Source organism: Coleofasciculus sp. F4-SAH-05 (assembly GCF_040222985.1).
GTDB classification, from domain to species: Bacteria; Cyanobacteriota; Cyanobacteriia; order Cyanobacteriales; family Coleofasciculaceae; genus Coleofasciculus; species Coleofasciculus chthonoplastes.
The window spans coordinates 41749-60315 of record NZ_JAVKBY010000121.1 but is presented as its reverse complement, the minus strand read 5'-3'; the positions used below and the strand labels follow the sequence as shown (position 1 = coordinate 60315).

The 18567-nt window shown below is 45.8% G+C and carries 17 protein-coding genes; 12 read left to right on the top strand and 5 right to left on the bottom strand.

All coding sequences use genetic code 11. The features are described from left to right. Positions 1-9: 9 nt before the first annotated feature. Complete coding sequence (locus RIG27_RS14710; protein ID WP_446346273.1) at positions 10-417, bottom strand: gamma-glutamylcyclotransferase family protein; 408 nt, start codon at positions 415-417, stop codon at positions 10-12. Positions 418-749: 332 nt separating this feature from the next. Between RIG27_RS14710 and RIG27_RS14705 the strand changes: the two genes are divergently transcribed. Further along, entirely contained in the window at positions 750-1544 is a 795-nt protein-coding gene (locus tag RIG27_RS14705) for an LmeA family phospholipid-binding protein (protein WP_446346315.1), read from the top strand. A 257-nt stretch (positions 1545-1801) separates the two neighbouring features. Further along, positions 1802-2431, top strand: coding sequence for a MotA/TolQ/ExbB proton channel family protein (locus tag RIG27_RS14700; protein ID WP_446346271.1), 630 nt, complete (start codon positions 1802-1804; stop codon positions 2429-2431). A gap of 241 nt (positions 2432-2672) precedes the next feature. Here RIG27_RS14700 and RIG27_RS14695 read toward each other — a convergent pair whose 3' ends face one another. Then, a complete protein-coding gene (locus RIG27_RS14695; protein ID WP_446346269.1) occupies positions 2673-5552 on the bottom strand; it encodes a tetratricopeptide repeat protein in 2880 nt (959 codons plus the stop codon). 204 nt (positions 5553-5756) lie between these two features. Between RIG27_RS14695 and RIG27_RS14690 the strand changes: the two genes are divergently transcribed. The 4 genes from RIG27_RS14690 to RIG27_RS14675 all read left to right on the top strand — a co-directional run bounded on the left by RIG27_RS14690 (position 5757) and on the right by RIG27_RS14675 (position 9194). Further along, positions 5757-6902: a serine/threonine protein kinase gene (locus RIG27_RS14690; protein WP_446346313.1), complete on the top strand. Its 1146-nt coding sequence runs from the start codon at positions 5757-5759 to the stop codon at positions 6900-6902. 147 nt (positions 6903-7049) lie between these two features. After that, complete coding sequence (locus tag RIG27_RS14685) at positions 7050-8474, top strand: protein kinase domain-containing protein (RefSeq protein ID WP_446346267.1); 1425 nt, start codon at positions 7050-7052, stop codon at positions 8472-8474. A 65-nt stretch (positions 8475-8539) separates the two neighbouring features. Further along, complete coding sequence (locus RIG27_RS14680) at positions 8540-8830, top strand: nucleotidyltransferase family protein (protein ID WP_446346265.1); 291 nt, start codon at positions 8540-8542, stop codon at positions 8828-8830. Further along, positions 8820-9194, top strand: coding sequence for a HepT-like ribonuclease domain-containing protein (locus RIG27_RS14675; RefSeq protein ID WP_446346263.1), 375 nt, complete (start codon positions 8820-8822; stop codon positions 9192-9194). The genes RIG27_RS14680 and RIG27_RS14675 overlap by 11 nt, the downstream gene beginning before the upstream one ends. A 147-nt stretch (positions 9195-9341) precedes the next feature. Here RIG27_RS14675 and RIG27_RS14670 read toward each other — a convergent pair whose 3' ends face one another. Further along, entirely contained in the window at positions 9342-9788 is a 447-nt protein-coding gene (locus RIG27_RS14670; RefSeq protein ID WP_446346261.1) for a GNAT family N-acetyltransferase, read from the bottom strand. Positions 9789-9871: 83 nt separating this feature from the next. After that, positions 9872-10915 (bottom strand): anthranilate phosphoribosyltransferase, encoded by a 1044-nt coding sequence (gene trpD / locus RIG27_RS14665; RefSeq protein WP_446346259.1) that lies wholly within the window; start codon positions 10913-10915, stop codon positions 9872-9874. A gap of 221 nt (positions 10916-11136) precedes the next feature. Here trpD and RIG27_RS14660 point away from each other — a divergent pair, with 221 nt between their 5' ends. Continuing rightward, positions 11137-13215: a PAS domain S-box protein gene (locus tag RIG27_RS14660; protein ID WP_446346257.1), complete on the top strand. Its 2079-nt coding sequence runs from the start codon at positions 11137-11139 to the stop codon at positions 13213-13215. Between the two features lie 37 nt (positions 13216-13252). On the opposite strand, the gene ispF is transcribed toward RIG27_RS14660, so the two are convergent. Further along, positions 13253-13735 (bottom strand): 2-C-methyl-D-erythritol 2,4-cyclodiphosphate synthase, encoded by a 483-nt coding sequence (ispF, locus tag RIG27_RS14655; protein ID WP_446346255.1) that lies wholly within the window; start codon positions 13733-13735, stop codon positions 13253-13255. A 448-nt stretch (positions 13736-14183) separates the two neighbouring features. Here ispF and RIG27_RS14650 point away from each other — a divergent pair, with 448 nt between their 5' ends. The 5 genes from RIG27_RS14650 to RIG27_RS14630 all read left to right on the top strand — a co-directional run bounded on the left by RIG27_RS14650 (position 14184) and on the right by RIG27_RS14630 (position 18535). Further along, entirely contained in the window at positions 14184-14939 is a 756-nt protein-coding gene (locus RIG27_RS14650) for a pentapeptide repeat-containing protein (protein WP_446346253.1), read from the top strand. 237 nt (positions 14940-15176) lie between these two features. Then, on the top strand, positions 15177-15626 hold the full coding sequence (locus tag RIG27_RS14645; RefSeq protein ID WP_446346311.1) for a ferritin-like domain-containing protein: 450 nt from the start codon (positions 15177-15179) through the stop codon (positions 15624-15626). 154 nt (positions 15627-15780) lie between these two features. Further along, entirely contained in the window at positions 15781-16038 is a 258-nt protein-coding gene (locus RIG27_RS14640) for a hypothetical protein (RefSeq protein ID WP_446346251.1), read from the top strand. A 191-nt stretch (positions 16039-16229) separates the two neighbouring features. Further along, positions 16230-17822, top strand: a complete 1593-nt coding sequence (locus RIG27_RS14635) for a vanadium-dependent haloperoxidase (RefSeq protein ID WP_446346249.1) — start codon at positions 16230-16232, stop codon at positions 17820-17822. Between the two features lie 125 nt (positions 17823-17947). Further along, positions 17948-18535, top strand: a complete 588-nt coding sequence (locus RIG27_RS14630; protein WP_446346247.1) for a Uma2 family endonuclease — start codon at positions 17948-17950, stop codon at positions 18533-18535. The last annotated feature ends 32 nt before the right edge of the window (positions 18536-18567 follow it).

The window sequence follows — 18567 nt, the reverse complement described above, 5'->3', positions numbered from 1 at the left end:
CAAAAGTATTCATTCCGATTTCATCGGACTCCACCAACCGGAAGAAATGAGTTTACCCCCTAAACGCTGTACTCGCTCAGGTTGCATTAGGTAAATCCAAGCATCTCCTAACGATTGGTTTGCCAGATCATAAATAGTCACTTGTTGCCGATAATATTCATTGTCCTCTGGGTTTCGCTGCGGATTGTAGTCTTCTAGCTTATCCAAGACGGTTAAAAGGGTTGGCTCAGTGAACGTCAGTAAAAATCCTCGCACCTGATTATTACCAGGGATCATCGCTGGATAGCCGATGGGCAAATCGAATAGTTGACCCAACGCGATCGCAGGTTGGGCGGCTATCACTTTTCCTTCACAGTAGCGTTGATAATTGACTTCCCCAGGTTTGAGAGTCCCGTAAACAAACACCCGGATGGACATGTTCCCCTCCTCATCCTTTGACCGTCCTGGACTAAGCTTTGAAAATAATTGATCAGATTTCATGGTAGAGTTTAGGGGTTGAAGTTATGAAAACCGTTCCCTGTGACACACCGAGCGAAGTCGAGGTGTTCCCTGTTCCCTTCTCTCACCTTTACCAAAACTAATCATTCACTTCAGAAATTCTATTCCCATAGCTAGACCCCAAGTCAACCCTAGGTCTATGCTAATTACTAATTCAGGATATCCATCAATATTCCCAACGTGAGATTGCTGAAGTCTTCACATTTTGTTACAAATGTAAAGAGACAACTCGCGTGGATAACAGGACTACTATGCTCGGTGGCTTTGCCGGTTTAACCAACACGTCTGGTACTGATTGGGGCGAACGGATGCTCAATACCGTCGCCAGCAATACGATTCGCCACCTCTTTACTCGCAGTGAGTCTGTCGAGGTTTCGGTGCGCTGCAATCCCTCCAGTAAACTGTTGCAGGGTAGCATTGACAGCTTTAAGATGCAGGGGCGAGGCTTGGTGATCCGGAGAGAGTTTCGGACGGAGGAGATGTCCTTTGAAACAGACGCTGTGTCCTTGGACTTCAGTTCTGTTCTTAAGGGTCAAATTCACCTGAAGCAACCCACCCAAGCGATCGCCCAAGTCGTGTTGACAGAACCCGATATCAATCAGTCGTTTAAAGCCGAACTGGTGAGAAAGCGTTTAGAAAATATTTCCATTCCCGAATTGGAGGATCTCACTGGGGGTAAGCCAATTTCCTTTACCGATGTGCAACTCAAGCTACTTCCCAATAACCGGATTCAGCTTTTTGCTAAAGTCCATCTTCCTGATCAGGAGTTAGTTCCGATTAGCATGACTTCGACTTTGGCTGTGGAACGACGGCGGCGGATTCTCTTCAAAGACTCGAAATTTGAACCGGATACGATTCCAGAGGAAATGCGAGACACCTCTGAAGCCTTGACTGATGCCCTAGATAAGATTTTGAATAATATGGTGGATCTGGATCGCTTCAATCTTGATGGCGTGACGATGCGAATCAATCGCCTAGAAACCCAAGGACAACAGCTGATATTCAGTGGTTACGCTCAAATTGATCGCATCCCCAATACTCCTTAGCCATTCAGGGGAAACAGGGGTGTAGGGTGTAGGGTATGGGGTGTGGGGTGAACAACAAGGCAACAAAAATTTGCCCAATCACCTATTCCCTCCTCCCCAGTGTAAGACCTCATCTGAGGCAGTGCGTGTTGAGCCGTCAACCCCCCCTTGAGTACGTTCAACTGTCGTTGTTCGACTGGTAGGGAATCCCCGTGCGTACCCTGCGGGAAGCAAGCTACACGCGGCGCGGGGGAGGATGTCAACAATTGAGCACCTGCATGTCATTAAACGCCTTTTTTTCCTTGGGTGGGGTAGTCATGTTGCCCCTGTTAGTGCTTTCTATTGTCGCGATCGCGCTTATCTTAGAACGGATCAATTTTTGGCGGCGAGTGACTCAGCGCCAGAATCGCCTGATCCGAGAGGTGCTACACCTCTACCAACAAAATCCTCCCGAAGCCTTTCTCAAGCTAGAACAAAACAGTGATCTGCCGATCGCCCGAATTTTTCTGGCGGCGTTGGAACTCAAACGTCCCACTCCAGAACAATTTCGACTCGCCCTCGAAAGTGCGGTGCAAGCGGAGTTACCGATTCTCAAGCGGTTCAACACAGCATTTGAGACTATCATTAGTGTCTCACCTCTACTGGGACTTTTAGGAACAATTTTAGGCTTAATTGACGCTTTTGCCGCTTTACGGATTGGGGATATTGGTAGTCAAACCACGGTAGGTGTGACAGGTGGGATTAGTGAAGCCTTAATTTCCACCGTCGCTGGTTTGAGTGTCGCGATCGCTACTCTGATCTTTGCTAACACCTTTCGCGGATTATATCGCCGTCAACTCGCCCTGATTCAAGAGTATGGGGGGAAGTTGGAATTGATTTATCTAGGTTATTACGAACGAATTAGATGAAATAGTTATGAATTTTTATCCTTCACAACCTTAGAGGGAACCTGGTTTTATGTAGGGGCGGGTTTAGGGAATGTCGTGCCAGATTTTGATAATATAGCAACCGCCATGGCTGTTAGGACACATCATTTATGTAGAGACGCGCCATGGCGCGTCTCTACAATGGTGCCGAACGTCCTAATCGATGTGTCTATTGCTATAACGTTTGTGCGAAACCCGCCCTTCCCCCGTGTTTCAGTCAGGACTAATTTCTCAATTTTTCAATAAAATACCAGGTTTTGACTAAATTTCCTTGCATTAGGGCAGCACCACCAGAAAGGGCTTGAACTTCTGGCAGATTTGGGTTGAGACTTAAGGCAGGCTTGAGCGCATTTTGGGCATCTTGACCTCGCCATTCATATAAATAAACGAAGGCAAGATAAGCATGAGCATAAGGATTTTGCGGATCAAGCTGGACGACCCGCTTTAACGCCGCGATCGCACTCTGGGAATCTACTTGTAAAACCCTAGACAAAGCTAGGGCATACGCCCAGTCTAACCGCTTTGATTCCAATTTTAACCGATGAGTCAACGCCAAATCTGCCTGCACCAGATAATCTTGAATGGGGTCATACTGATTAATTCGCCCTGTTTGTTCAAAGATAGCCTCCAGGGAATCAGAACCATTGGGCAAAGTCGCGGCTAATGTCCGAAATTGGGTGATTAAGTCTAATTCCGGTGCAGGTGTTGCAGGTGCTTTTGGAGCAATCTTTATCCTCACAGGTGGTACTGATATCGGATAGGTTTCCCCTGTTTCTCGATTCAAATAGGTAGCTTTTAATGTATACGTTACTGCTGGAATATCTGCCGGAGGTAACATCGCCATTCGTTCAATAACCTGGTATTTAGGCGATTGATTGGTTACGGTTGATAGCTGACGGTTGTTTGTTGACTTCGGAAACAAGTTTCCCATGGCAATACCATGATCGTGTAACCATTGATATTGATATCCTCCTTCCAGCGAATGCCAGGTTAATAACACAATTCCCGATTGTAACGGTTGCCAATCCCCAGCCCATTCGTAAGTAACAGGTACAGGTAAACCAGGGGGAGCTGTCTCTGGCACAATCACCCGGTTTAATTGAATTTTATCTAACCCTTCGACTACGCTTAAGGGCAGACTGTTGAATAAGGACGGGTTTTGTTGTTCATTTATTGGTGAATAGGGCGGTTTTTGTTGTTCATTTATTGGTGAATAGGGCGGGTTTTGTTGCTCATTTATTGGTGGGTATCTGAAGTGAGTTCCTAAACCCGCCCCTACAATTGGGTCTAAATCCGCCCCTACAATTGACTGTTTACTGTTGACTTTTGTTACTTGGAAAAATGGCTGATGTCGATGATAAAGCTTTAAGACACTACCATCAGGTAAATCCCAAGTCTTCTGGAGTTGAAACTCTCCCCCTTGTTCAACATTCTCCACCATAGCCGCTTGCGCCTCAGGGACAGACCCTTGATCCCCTGTCTTCGTCACAAACCAAGAGAGCGATCGCGCATCCTGTTCAATCTGTTTCTCTCGTACCCCTACCTGACGCCCATACACCTGAAAATCCCGCAACGCCCCATAATAATTTAAATTGTGCTGATTAATTTCCGGAGTTGACGGTAATACACCTAAAGTTATCTGTAAATTCGGAGAAGTTTTGATAATTTCATCAATCACCTGATCCAGAGGAAAAGGTTGTCCCAAATAAGGAAAATGTTGAACACGCGGCGCAAGAACTTCAGTTAAAAAAGCACCGCCCAAAGGAAACAAATTCAGCCCCATTAACACAGACGCCAACCCCACCGTACCCCAGCGAACAGACTTACCCCAACCACCTTGCAATAAAACCAAACCCGATGCTAAAACTAACGAAAACACAGGCAACAATGGCAAAATATAACGAGCATCCTTATTCACATTCAGAGAACAAAAGAAATACCCCCCGACCCCAAACACAGCCAGCCAACCGAAAGACCAACCTAACCCACCCAACCCATATCCTTTCTGAAACCCTCTGCGCCCCTCTGCGTTAACCTCTGCGCCCCTCTGCGTTAAAAAAACATCCTCCCCTTCCCCACCCCAAACCCTCTCTTTTTTCCGCCAATAAAGAATCAAACCCACAATCGGGACAAGCAACAAAACCCACGACACCAAATAGGGTAAAATCTTCCCATAATACAGCCAAGCGTCTAACGTATTCAGCGCCGGATCACCCTCTGCGATCGCGGAATCTAACGTAGCTCGTTTCCCCGACGTTAAAATGAGTAGCCAGTTAGTGCGATACCAGGGATAAAATATAAACCAAGATACCAACAATCCCACGATTAACTGAACCAAACCTGCCCAATCTCGCCGTCGAATCGTCCCCGCGATAACCCAGATAATCGGTATAAATAGAAAGAATAGCGCCGTTTGCTTTACCATTAACGCTAATCCTAGGGATACGCCGAAAATTATTGCCCAGACTAGGGATTGAATCGTTCCCCTTTTTAAGGCAGAAATTAAAGGATATGATGCTTTATTTTCTTTTCTTATTGCTAATTGGTGATTGGATGGTGACTTAGCAATGACCGAGGTTAACCGTTGATTTCGCCAAACCGTGAGACAGAAAAAACTGAGAGTAACAACCGCCGTCAGCGGATAATCCAGCAGGAATTCTAAACGATAGCGATAGAGTCCCGGTAAAAGCACCGTTAATCCAGCCGCCCATAACCCAACCCGACGATTGAAAAGTTGAACACCTAAGCCATAAACTGAACCGATAAGAATCGCACTAAATAGTAACAAAACCAGCGTCGCTTGATCCGTTCCCCGACCAAAAAACTGTTGAATAATCGCCGTAGCGATATAAGTAAAAGGTGGTATCTTAGACGAAAGTTGCCATAAATTCGTCCACCATTCCCCAGAGAACCACTCAGGATGTTGTAAAGCTTGCCAATAATTTAACGAACCCGTTAAATAATCCGCCTGATCCCAAGCCGGGACAGAATTGTCAAGCACAAACCACAGGCGATCGCACAACGCGCTGGCTAGCCAAATTAGCCCCAGAATACCTAAATATTTGCGGTTCCCCGTTTTCCACCACTGTAATCGGTTGTTCATGGTTGATTGTTCATTGTCCAATAACCAGTAACTACTCACTATAGCGGAGTTTCTTAAGTTACCTTAGAGAGAAAGCTGTCATCTTAACTGGAATGGCACTGAAAATTTGCACTAGGAAATCGTCGAAACCGTTGATATATTGTAGGGTGGGCATTGCCCACCAGCATACCAGTCAGTGGCACTCATCTTAACCGAGGTGTGAGGATGCTACAACTCCCAGATGTAGTGCATCAGCGCTATCAGCTTCAACAAAAGCTGGGTCAGAATGCGAGTCGTCAAACCTGGTTGGCGATGGATCTCTCGGCGCAACCCAGCCAGCCAGTAATTCTCAAACTCCTCGCCTTTAATCCTCAGATGCAGTGGGAAGACTTGAAACTCTTTGAACGCGAAGCTCAAGTTCTCCAGCAGTTACAGCATCCTCGGATTCCCCGGTATCGAGACTATTTTTCCCTGGATAAGCAATCAGGAGGCGGTTTACCGTGGTTTGGTCTCGTCCAAGATTATATTCCCGGTGCTTCCTTACAACAATGGCTAGATCAAGGAAAACGCTTTACGGAGGCTCAAGTACGCCAGATTGCGACAGAAGTTCTGGAAATTCTCAGTTATTTGCACACTTTGAATCCACCCGTTCTCCATCGGGATATTAAACCCAGTAACCTGATTTGGGGAGAAGATGAACGGGTGTATCTCGTCGATTTTGGTGCAGTGCAAGATCAGACAGCGGTTGAAGGAGTAACCTTTACAGTCGTTGGTACGACAGGTTATGCGCCGTTAGAACAGTTTTGGGGTAAAGCTGTCCCCGCGTCTGATTTATACGCTTTGGGAGCCACCTTAATTCATCTTGCCACAGGTGTTGCTCCGGCTGATTTACCCCAACGTCAAATGCGGGTTCAATTTAGCCATTACACCAGCCTCAATTCTACCTTGGTTCACTGGATTGAAACCCTAACGGAGCCTGAATTAGAGCCACGCTATAGCAGTGCAAGTCAAGCGTTAGAAGACTTGAAATTTAATCGAGTTCGCCAGAGTTCCCCACCTGCTACCCGTCAGCCTGCACATTCACGGATTCGCTCTCAGAAGTCTCCTCAGCAGTTCCTGATTCAATTTCCCGCACGCGGCGGGTTATTAACAACGGCGATAACATTAGGGTTAGGGCGAATTTTGCGGAAAACTTTTCCCTTGTTTTTAGGCGTATTAACCATTGCCGAGGTCGTGATTTTATGGTACTCGAAACTATTCTTTAGTCAAGGAAATCCATTATTCTTTGTACTGCTAGCGCTAACGATTATTCTGGGTTGGTTGGGGACAATTGAATTCCGGGTGCTGAAGCAGCTAGAACCGGAACATTGAAACAATTAGAACAATCCCCTTCAAAGAAATCTTGATTCAAACCGAATCAACTCGTTGCACGGTAGCGCAAGAATTAACCGAACCGGAACGAGACTGGTTAGTTCAGGAAATCAAAGATTGGCTCAATGAATGATAAAGGATAACATTATGCTGAATCCCCAACAGATACTCAACGGACGGTATCAACTCAGACAACAGTTAGGACAAAATGCAGGGCGTCAAACCTGGTTAGCTGAAGACTTAGACACTCAACCACAGGAATTAGTTGTGGTAAAACTCTTGGCATTTAGTCCCCAAATGCAGTGGGAGGAGTTAAAACTATTTGAGCGAGAAGCCCAAGTTTTGCAACATTTAGACCATCCGAGAATTCCTCGCTATCGGGATTATTTTTCTATTGAGGAAACCGAATCCGAGTTACCCTGGTTTGGATTAGTCCAACAGTATATTCCCGGTTTATCTCTACGCCAACGGTTAGACCAAGGTCATAGTTTTAGTGAAACTGAAGCCCAAAAGATTGCCACAGATATTTTACCCATTCTCATCTATCTCCATGAACTTAGTCCACCTGTTTTGCATCGAGATATCAAACCAAGTAATTTAATTGTAGATGAGCAGGGACAGGTTTATTTAGTCGATTTTGGCGCAGTACAAGACCGAGCCAAGGCAGAAGGGGCAACGTTTACGGTAGTAGGAACCAGTGGTTATGCGGCTCCCGAACAACTGTGGGGACGAGCCGTGGCAGCGTCTGATTTGTATTCGTTGGGTGCAACGTTAATTCATTTAGTGACAGGGATAGCTCCGGCTGATTTACCTCAGCAGAATTTACGCTTACAATTTGCTGATAGAGTTAACCTGAATCCCCGATTTAGCTACTGGTTAGAAAAGTTAATTGACCCCGCCACAGAACAACGATTCAGTAGCGCTCGTCAAGCGTTAGAATTGTTGACAGCAGCAGTTGCTCCTGAAGCTTCGACAAGTCAGCCGTCGATTAATCTGGGAGCTGTTTTGAGTGTTATTGCTGTTGTGGTTGCCGTTGTCGCTGGTGGAATGAGTTTTTATTTTACTGTCGCAAATTATTTAACCAGTCAACAAATTAAAGCCAATGAATTGGAAGCAATAAAATACTTATCATCAATGAATCGCATACAGCAAGCCTATTATCTAGAATATAATAAATTTTCCAATTCGATTGAAGACTTAGGACTTGGTATTGAAACCAAAACAGAAAATTACACATATTATACTCGCCATGTTACCGTTAATAGTCCGCTTTTTGCAGCTATACGATATAACAATACAGATTATGTTTTATTTAAGCGTGAAAAAAATCAAGCATCGAACTCTCCTTCGTATGAGCATGAGCAAGTCGTCAATTATGCAATATCTCGCCAGGATAACTTGAGAAGCTATGTAGGATTTGTATTTCAGACAGTGCTTAACATAAGTATCCACGATGAGATCACATCTTCCATATTATGTAAAGCAGACAATCCAGGTACTATCTATCCTGCCATCCCAAATGATGAAACGGGTCACTTAGCTTGTGCTCCTGGTACAAGCGAGGTTGAATGAAACTATTGATAGATAGCACGTAGACAAGACAACGACACGACTGATTTGATTTCAGGAAACAAACCATGAAACGAGATGAGGTACTAGCCATTCTCGCCGCACATCGAGAACAATTACAGGACATGGGAGTAAAATCACTGAATTTGTTTGGCTCAGTCGCACGAGATGAGGCTGATGCAAATAGTGATGTAGACTTTTTGGTAGAGTTTAATCGACCAGGGGGGTTGTTTCAACTATTGAAAGTGCAGTATTATTTAGAAGATATTTTAGGGTGTGCTGTGGATTTGGGAACTCAGGAAGCGTTGAAAGAACATTTGCGAGAACCTGTACTTAAGGATTCAATTCGTGCCTTCTAGAGATTGGCGGCTACGCATTCAAGATATTCTACAATCCATAACTGGAATTGAGCAACGTACAGCCAACATAACCTTTGAGGAGTTTCAAAGTAAGGAAACCATTGTTAAAGCAGTTCTCTATGATTTTGTTGTGATTGGAGAAGCAACTAGAACTATACCTGATGAAATCCAGAACCTCTATCCGGATATCCCTTGGCGTCTGATGGCGGGGATGCTAAATGTTGTCACTCACGAATATTTTCAAATTGATCTAGCCAGAATTTGGGAAACCATTCAAGATGATCTACCTCGATTAATATCCCCCTCTCCCCGCTCCCCTCTCCCCGGCGTGGGAGAGGGGCTGGGGGTGAGGGGTTCAGCTTAAGTTGACACCAATGCCCGCTTGTTTTTCATGAACGATTGGAATCCACTCAATTTGCTCGGGTCGCCCTATATCGGCATGATACAGTTAAACAAGTGAAATAGATTTTACGTTTTTTTGAGGTGCAAGGCTAATCCATCGAATTAAATATTAAATCGAAGAGTTAAGTGATTTTATCATCTTAACATGGGAAATACCCGCTTCATCAAACCTCTCTCCCTCTGGTACAAAGCCGAGTTTTAGATAAAGCGATTTCACGTAATCTTGGGCGTGAATAACCACTGTATTGATTTGCTGGTTGGCTGCCATGTTGAGGGCTTCTTCCATCAATGTATTACCGATTCCTCGTCCTCGGAAATCCGACAAAACAGCAAGGCGTTCAATTTTAGCCGTTTGATGATCCAAATATCTCACCCTGACGGTTCCCACAGCCTGATTCTCGACATACGCCAGAATATGATCGGCAGTTTCATCTTTGCCATCCAAATCCAAGGCTGGATCAACGCCCTGTTCAATGTGAAAAACCGAGCGTCTTACCCCTTGAATAGCGGCTGAATAGTCTTTATAGTTAACAGACTTGAACGTGATATGGCTCATCGGAAAAATTGAGTAAAGGGCGACCCGAGCAAATTGAGTACACGCCGTTGTTAATTAATGAAAGCGGGTCGCCCCTACAGGATCTAATTCTGCAAGAATTGAATAAGTTGTTCCAATTTCGACCAAGCCGCCCCACTTTTGAGAATATCCTTTGCCTGTTCAATCCCAGCTTGGTGATCCTCCAACGCCACAACCCCAGCCACTTGCAGCGCTAACGAAGTATTTAATGCCACCACATCCTGCTGGGCGGCGGTTCCTTTCCCCTGTAAAACATGGGTGAGAATGTCCACATTGTCCGCCACATCACCGCCACGCAATGCCCCTGTGGGTGCTGACGTTAAGCCAAACTGTTGCGGATTCAGCGTAGACAGTCGCACCCCACCATCGGATAAAAGTGCCAAGTCGGTTTCGTCAGCCAATCCCGCTTCATCCAGGTTTTCTCGTCCATGGAGGACAATTCCTTGCTGAATTCCCATTTGTTTTAACGCATGGGCAACTGTTGACACCACGTTAGCATCAAATACGCCAATCACTTGACCGGTGGGGCGCAAGGGATTGACTAGCGGTCCTAATAAATTAAATACCGTCCGCACCTTCAGGGTTTGTCGCAATGGGGCTACGGCTTTCATCGCCGGATGCCATCCCCGGGCAAAGAGAAACGTCACGCCCACCTCATCCAATGCGGACTGGACTTTTTCTGGTGGGGCAGATAAATTGACGCCCAACGCCTCCAAAACATCGGCAGAACCCACTTTCGAGGAGGCGGAACGGTTCCCATGTTTGGCAACCCGCACACCCGCCGCCGCCGCGACAAAAGCTACAGCCGTCGATATATTAAAGGTGGATGCACCATCGCCGCCTGTGCCACAGGTATCAATAACTGGTGTTTTATGGTCAATGGTGTCCTGCTGTAAGGATTGCTCCTGCAAGACTTGAGCCATTCCTGCCAATTCCGATGGAGAGACGCCTTTTGCCTGAATCGCAGCCAGAATCGCTCCCGATAAAACTGGCGGAATGTCCTCATTTAGCCATCCCTGCATCAGTTGTGAGGCTTGGTCACGGGATAATGATTGTCTGTCGAGGATCTGTTGCAGCAGGTTAGACCAGTTGATAGGAGTTTGGATCATGGGTTGATGTTTATCTGGAAAACTAGGAGCTTGGTTAATGGCGGCTATGAAAAAGTGTAATATCGTACCGGATATTATGATGGAGGATAATTACTGGAGTCTAAATAATCTAAACAAATATAAAGAAAGTTTTATTAGAGTACAAGCGTTCACATCCGCCCCCTGCGACCCTGCACCTTTACAGGTTCAATCGCAAACGTTTCCACCTCCTGAATGTTATCATGGGCATTCAAAAACCTGACGGCAGGTTAACTTGGTTTAGCGTTAACTCAAAACCCTTGTTTCCTTCCAACCTCACCCGACCAAATCCAGCTAGAACCTCTGTTGTGGACACTCCATCCAAACCTGTTGAGGCACAGCTAAATGAACGTGAAGACCGCTTCCGCGCTAGCTTTGAGCAAGCGACAGTTGGCATCAAACACCTATCGACGGATGGCAAAGTCATTCAGGTCAACCCCAAATTTTGTGAGATTGTTGGTTATACCCGTGATCAAGTTCTCACCTGCACCTGGCAAGACCTAACTCACCCTGATGACTGGGCAAGCGATCGCGCGATAATGGAGTTACTCTTAGCGGGGACTCTAGACTGTCACTGCCAACAAAAGCGCTACCGACACCGAGATGGCAGCATTGTCTGGGTGCAAATTACCCTATCCTTAGTGCGAACGCCTCAAGGAGATCCGAAATACTTTTTGCTCGTCGTTCAAGATGTGAGCGCCCGTCAAACGGCTGAATCGGCGTTGCAGCCAGAAGAACCCTGGCGCGAAAAAGCTCGCCGCGAATCCTTGCTCAATCGCCTCTCGACGCAAATCCGCAATAGTTTAGACATAGATACGATTCTGGAAACAACGGTACTGGAAATCCGCCAGCTATTGCGAATCGATCGCTGTCAGTTTATCCGATATCATACTGAGCAGACGCCGGCTTATTGGAAAGTTGTCACAGAAGATCGAGAGTCTCAGCTTCCCGATTTGACAGACTGCTATTGGGCGGATACCAATACCGTTCTCACGCAGCAGATATTACATCTGGACATTGTGCGGATTGATACCGTTGAAACGGTGAGCGATCCATTATTGCAGGAATTTATGCGATCGCTCGACTATCAGTCTCTCTTGCTTATCCCCCTGGAAACCCCGTCCGGAATCACCGGGATTATTAGTTGCAGCCACACTCAGGAGACTCGCCCTTGGACAGATAGCGAAGTTGAACTCCTGCAAGCGGTGATTAGTCAACTGCTCATGGCGCTCCAACAAGCTGAACTTTACGCCGCTAGCTGTCGAGCCACAGAACACGCCCGCAAACAAGCCGCCCAATTATCAAAAACACTCCACAACTTGCAGCGCACCCAATCCCAGTTGATCCAAAGCGAAAAAATGTCCAGTTTGGGTCAACTCGTGGCAGGTATTGCTCACGAAATCAATAATCCGGTCAATTTTATTTATGGCAATCTGATTTATGCCCAAGAATATTACCAAGACCTCATAGCGCTGGTGCAACTTTACCGCACCGCTTATCCTAATCCTCCAGCCGTTATTAAAGAGCGGATAGATAGCATCGATTTGGACTTTATTTTAACCGACTTTGCCAAACTTCAATATTCGATGAAAGTTGGCGCTGAACGGATTCGGGAAATTGTGCAATCGTTGCGGACGTTTTCTCGTTTAGATGAGTCGGGGCGCAAGACAATAGACATTCATTCGGGTATTGAAAGTGCTTTGATGATTTTGCAATATCGGCTCAAGGGGAATCCGGGAGCAGCAGGAATCTGTATAATTAAAGAGTATGAAAATTTACCGCCAGTCGATTGTTGGCCCGGACAGTTAAATCAAGTTTTCATGAATATTTTGACGAATGCGATTGACGCGATCGAGGACAAGGAAAATTGCGATTCGTCTCAAACTGAGGCGGAGTTTTCCCAGGATACTGTCTTATTTTCACCAACGATTACGATTCGTACAGGTCTTAGTCAAACGGACTCCGCACACCCCTCAATAACGGATGGTTTAACCGAGGAACACTCCAGGGGAGAAATGGATAATTCTGAACCGGACAATCATTATATTTGTATCCGCATTGCGGATAATGGAATCGGGATGAGTCCGCAGACCAAAAAACGGCTATTTGACCCCTTTTTTACGACAAAACCTGTAGGCTTAGGGACGGGGTTAGGGTTGGCGGTTAGTTACCAAATTGTTGTTGAAAAACATGGCGGTAAGCTGTGGTGTAATTCAACTCCTGAACAAGGGGCTGAGTTTGTGGTTGAGATTCCTATACGACAACCGCCGCACAAGCAGTGATTGGGGAAAATTGAGTTTATTAATTTCCGACCAAGAACTAATGCTCTTTAACTAATAACGCTACAGCATAAGCCGCTATACCTTCTTCCCGCCCCACAGGTCCTAATTTTTCATTCGTGGTGGCTTTAATCCCAATTTGATCCGGTTGTAAGTCGAGAGTCGTGCTGATCCGATCGCGCATGGTTTTGATATGAGGCTTCAGCTTAGGACGTTCGGCGACGATGACGGAATCAATGTTGCTGATCTGCCAACTGTGCGATCGCACTAACTCATTCACCTGACTTAATAACTCTAGACTATCCGCTCCTGCCCATTTTGGGTCAGTGGGGGGAAAATAATGACCTATATCGCCGAGACTCAATGCGCCTAGCATGGCATCCATAATCGCATGGGTGAGGACATCTGCATCACTATGTCCTAGCAATCCCAATTCGTGGGGAATGTTTACACCCCCCAGAATCAAAGGGCGTCCGTTTCCCAGTTTATGGATATCGTAACCGTTCCCAATACGGATATTCATGGCTTTTTCCCCAAGGTTAATCTAAATCAAGTTATGTAAACAACCCTCAAACCCTTACATAAACGTAGCTTGCTTCTCGCGACAGCGAATTCTCCACCGTTCACTTTAATTGTCCCCACCTACTTAATCTCTAGTCGCTGTTTTCTTTATCAACGCTTTAACTAACCGATTCCTTTTTAAGCAAACAGTAAAATTTTACCATTTTTTCTCAAAAATACGCCTCAATCCCTTCAATTTTCTTAAGAGTAAGCTATTCTCAATAGTAAGAGTAACCACTCCCGCTTAAATCTAAATAAGCATTCAACCTAGTTTAAGTTTGTCTGCTTATAAATTTTATCGCCGTTGAATTGCGCCAGACGCTGAAACCGTTAACGACGATTTATTCTCCGTTTCTCGGAACCAGCCATTTTATCTGGAAATTGCTCATTGTACTCACGCTAACTCTCCTATGAAACTGCAAAACCATCGAATTCCAGAAGAGCAAGCCGAAGACGTTTTGACGCGAGCTGCTCAACTCTATGCCCAGCACAACCAAAGCTATTCGGTACAAGAGCTAATTGATGCTGGAACCGAAGCCCAAATTCCATCAGAGTTTATGGAAGAGGCAATTCACCAGATTGAGCTAGAAAACATCCAAGCAGAAGCTCAACTCCGAAAAGCTAAACGTGGTAAACCTTTAGTTATGGGGGTCGCGATCGCACTTCCGGTGATCATCGCCCTTGGTGTAGCCGGATGGTTGTTACAGAGAAATAGTGTAACCAACGCCGCCGTCAGTCAGTCAGCCCAAACCGAAGCGGCGATATCCCCACCCACTACTGTCAGTGATGCCAATGTCGCACCCAGTAACTTCAAATGTGCGGGCTTAACCATCAACGGCGCTGATTTGAGTGGCAAAAATCTCAAAGGTGCCGATTGTACCAATGCCGATTTAGCCAATGCGAATTTGGCAGGAGCCAATCTCGAAGGGGCAAATCTAAGTCATTCTAACTTAGAAAATGCTAATCTAAATGGCGTTAATCTCAACGGGGCAGATTTAGCTGGAGCGAATTTGGCAGGAGCCAACCTAGACGGTGCTAACCTGGAAGGCGCGAACCTGAGCAATACCGATTTAAACAATGCCAATCTCAACAACGCCACTATCACAGGAACAGATATGGCGGGAGCTAACTTAGACGGGGCGAACTTGAATAATGCTCAACAATAAGCGGTTCGCCGTAACGGGAGCATCTTGCTCCCCCAACTTCCAGACGTAGCATGCCTAGTTTCTACATTAGACGTAGCATGCTACGTTTCTACATTGCTCCCCCAGCTTCAAGAGCTCCCCTTACCGAGGTTGCCAAATGTTCTCTAGCAACTGTTGTAGATTGGCTGATTTGTTAGAGTTTTTTAAAGATAAACTAAAACAGATCTCAGTGAATCTACATACCGTAACCTCAACATGATGAAAGAACTTGACCTGAAAAAGACCATTGACGTACTCAACACCATTATGGAGTTTGAGTTGGCTGGTGTCGTGCGTTACACTCATTACTCCTTGATGATCATTGGTCCCAACCGAATTCCGATTGTCAACTTTTTTAAGGCACAGGCTAGTGAGTCTCTGCTCCACGCTCAACAGGTGGGAGAAATTATCACAGGCTTAGAAGGTCATCCCAGCCAAAAGATTGCGCCCATCGAGGAAACTTACCAACATTCTGTGCAGGATATCTTACAGGAAAGCCTTAATCATGAGAAAAAAGCCTTAGATCTCTATAAAGACCTTCTGGATATCGTGGAAGATGCTTCCATCTATCTCGAAGAATTTGCCCGGGGTCAAATTGGCCAGGAGGAAATGCACAACATAGAGATTAAGAAGATGATGCGTGATTTTAGCTTAGGGGTTACTGAATAAGTAAGCTGTTCGGCATTTAAACCTTAATATCAATAATAGGGAAATCCTTGTAGTGCGAGCATCTTGCTCGCTACTAATACCCAATTTAAATGCATGACAGCTTATTGTGGTGAGGGGAGGAAACAGGGAACGGGAAATAGGAGGAATGGGGGCTGTGGCATTTCTCGGATTCCTGAATTCTTCCTCAGCTGCACCGGGTATTGCTGCCCATGAACTGACCGGGTTAGAAACAGGAGATCTCTACCAAAACGGAGGGAGTTCACCTGGATTTAGCAGTTTACCGCCAGTCCGACTACGTAGGTGCGTCCCTATTACGGCATTAAAACAGTTAATACTTTATCCTTATACATATTTTTGTGAGCGATCGCATCAGGTGGCATCCCGTTTTCGTAAAGAAAAATGTGGGATATAGACAGCGAGTCATTGAAGCCTCTACCATTGGTCTAATCGTCTAACCTGAGCAACCGTATCCTTGTCTGCCGTGGGTCAACGGTGGATCAAGTTGAGCTGGAAAATTTTAGGGGTAACCCAACCTAAAAGGTATCCGGGCGGGTTGCTATTGCTGTTGAAGAATAAAGCTTCTTGTTCCAAGCATAGATTAATATGAAGAAAATTTTCTCCCGTCGCAGCTTATCTCGCCAAGTTCGTGAAGAAGCGGCTGAAATTGCCTTTTTACGCTCCCATCCTGACCATTTAAATAATGGTGAGGAGTCGGCGTATCGGAACGCTGATAACGAACTCAGTTACATTGCCAACTATTCCAAAGGTTTACCCCATAACGATTTAGGTGAAGTAGACCAAAAGGCTTACAGCCTATTCCTCAAAGCCTTGTGTAGTGGCAATCCTGACGATTTTGAGGCAATACCACGGGGCTGTACTCGCGGCAAATCTGAGTTATCCGAATCCAGTTCCGAGGAAAAGAAACGCCTGGGTTGTCGTCGATTGATCAATCCACAAGCCGCGTTAGCCTTTGATTTAGAAGGACCCGATGCTCAGTCAGTCACGATTCGCCCTGCTCCCCGTATCGATGGGGCAGAAAATGCTTGTGAAGCCATCGAACTTTACTGGATGGCGCTATTACGAGAAGTGAATTTTACCGACTTTCGCGATAACTGCGACATTGAAAAAGCTGCGGAAGAACTCTCAAACTGCTCGGATTTCCGGGGACCGAAAGAAGAGGGTAAGGTGACACCGGATGTCATTTTTCGAGGGTCTACGCTGGGAGATGTGGTGGGTCCTTTTATCTCGCAATTCCTGCTCAAAGATATCCAATATGGCACGCTGACCATTAACCAACGCCAACGGACGGTTGTTCCCAACAGCGACTTTATGACCGATTATAAAATGTGGTTGGCGGTGCAAAATGGCTTTGATTTCAGTGGTCAGGATAAATTTGATAAAGTGCCGCGCTATATCCGGAATATGCGGGATTTAGGCAATTATGTGCATTTCGATGCCCTCTATCAAGCCTATTTGAATGCTTGTTTGATTTTATTGGATATGGGCGCACCGTTTGATCGGGGGAATTTCTATATCACGTCAGAGAATCAGGATGGGTTTGGTACGTTTGGTGGACCGCATATCCTCAGTTTAGTCACAGAAGTGGCGACGCGAGCCTTAAAAGCGGTTTGGTATCAAAAATGGTTTGTGCATCGGCGGCTACGCCCTGAAGCCTTTGGTGGACTGATTCACAATCATTTAACGGGACGGGCGGAGTATCCAATTCATCCAGAGATTCTCAATTCTCAGGCACTTAAAGCGATGTTTGATAAAAATGGTAATTATCTGCTACCGCAAGTGTTTCCCGAAGGATCACCGACTCATCCGGCTTACGGTGCGGGACATGCGACAGTGGCGGGGGCTTGTGTGACGATGTTAAAGGCGTGGTTTGATGAGTCTTATCAGATACCAAAGCCAATGGTGCCGAATCAAGATGGGACGCAGTTGGTGTCTTACATTCCCTATAGTGGACCCGGTACAGAGGTTCTCACCGTAGGTGGTGAGTTGAATAAGCTAGCCGCAAATATTTCCATTGGTCGCAACATGGCAGGTGTACACTGGCGGACAGACTACACCGAATCGGTAAAATTAGGAGAAGCGATCGCGATCGGAATTTTGCAGGAGCAAAAGCTGACGTATAACGAGGATAGCTGTTTCTCGCTGACCAAGTTTGATGGTACAGCAATTACCATCTAAATTTGAATAGCAGCATCAGAATTTAGTAGAGACGTTGCATGCAACGTCTCTTGTCCCCAGTTATTTGCCCACTACTCTAGTTGTTATAGTTGACCGCCACTTGGTATAATCTTCCCCAACCTGCCATGCTGACAACCACCAACCGCCTGACTCTTGAAGAATACTTGAAGTATGACGACGGGACAGACACTTGCTATGAACTGGTTAATGGAGAGCTAGTCCCGATGAGCTTGGGTACTGGAAAACATGGAGCCATTTTAAAATTCTTGGAACGCATCTTTGATAACCAATGCGCTCAAGTAGGACAAGAATGGACAGCCTTGGCTGGAGTCGTCGGTGTGCGTTCTCCCCGCGCTGGTCGATGGGATACCGTTCGTATTCCCGATGTCGTTGTGATTCCCCTAGAACAGTGGCGTAACCTGCAAAATCGCGAAGCCGTTATTGAGTTAAATGAACCCCCACCTCTACTCGTTGTTGAAGTCGTCAGCGAATCGACGAAAAGCACCGACTATCGTGCAAAACGAGCCGAATATAGCGTTTTAGATATTCCTGAATATTGGATTTTTGATCCTCTAAATGCTAAAGTCACGGTTCTCACGTTAGTCGAAGGTTGGTATGACGCGGTGGAGTTTGTTTGCAGCGATTTGATTCAATCGGGGATATTTCCTCGCCTCGAACTTACGGCTGAACAACTATTAGGTGGTAATGTTTAATTCAGCCTGATCATTTCTTTGTAACATTACTG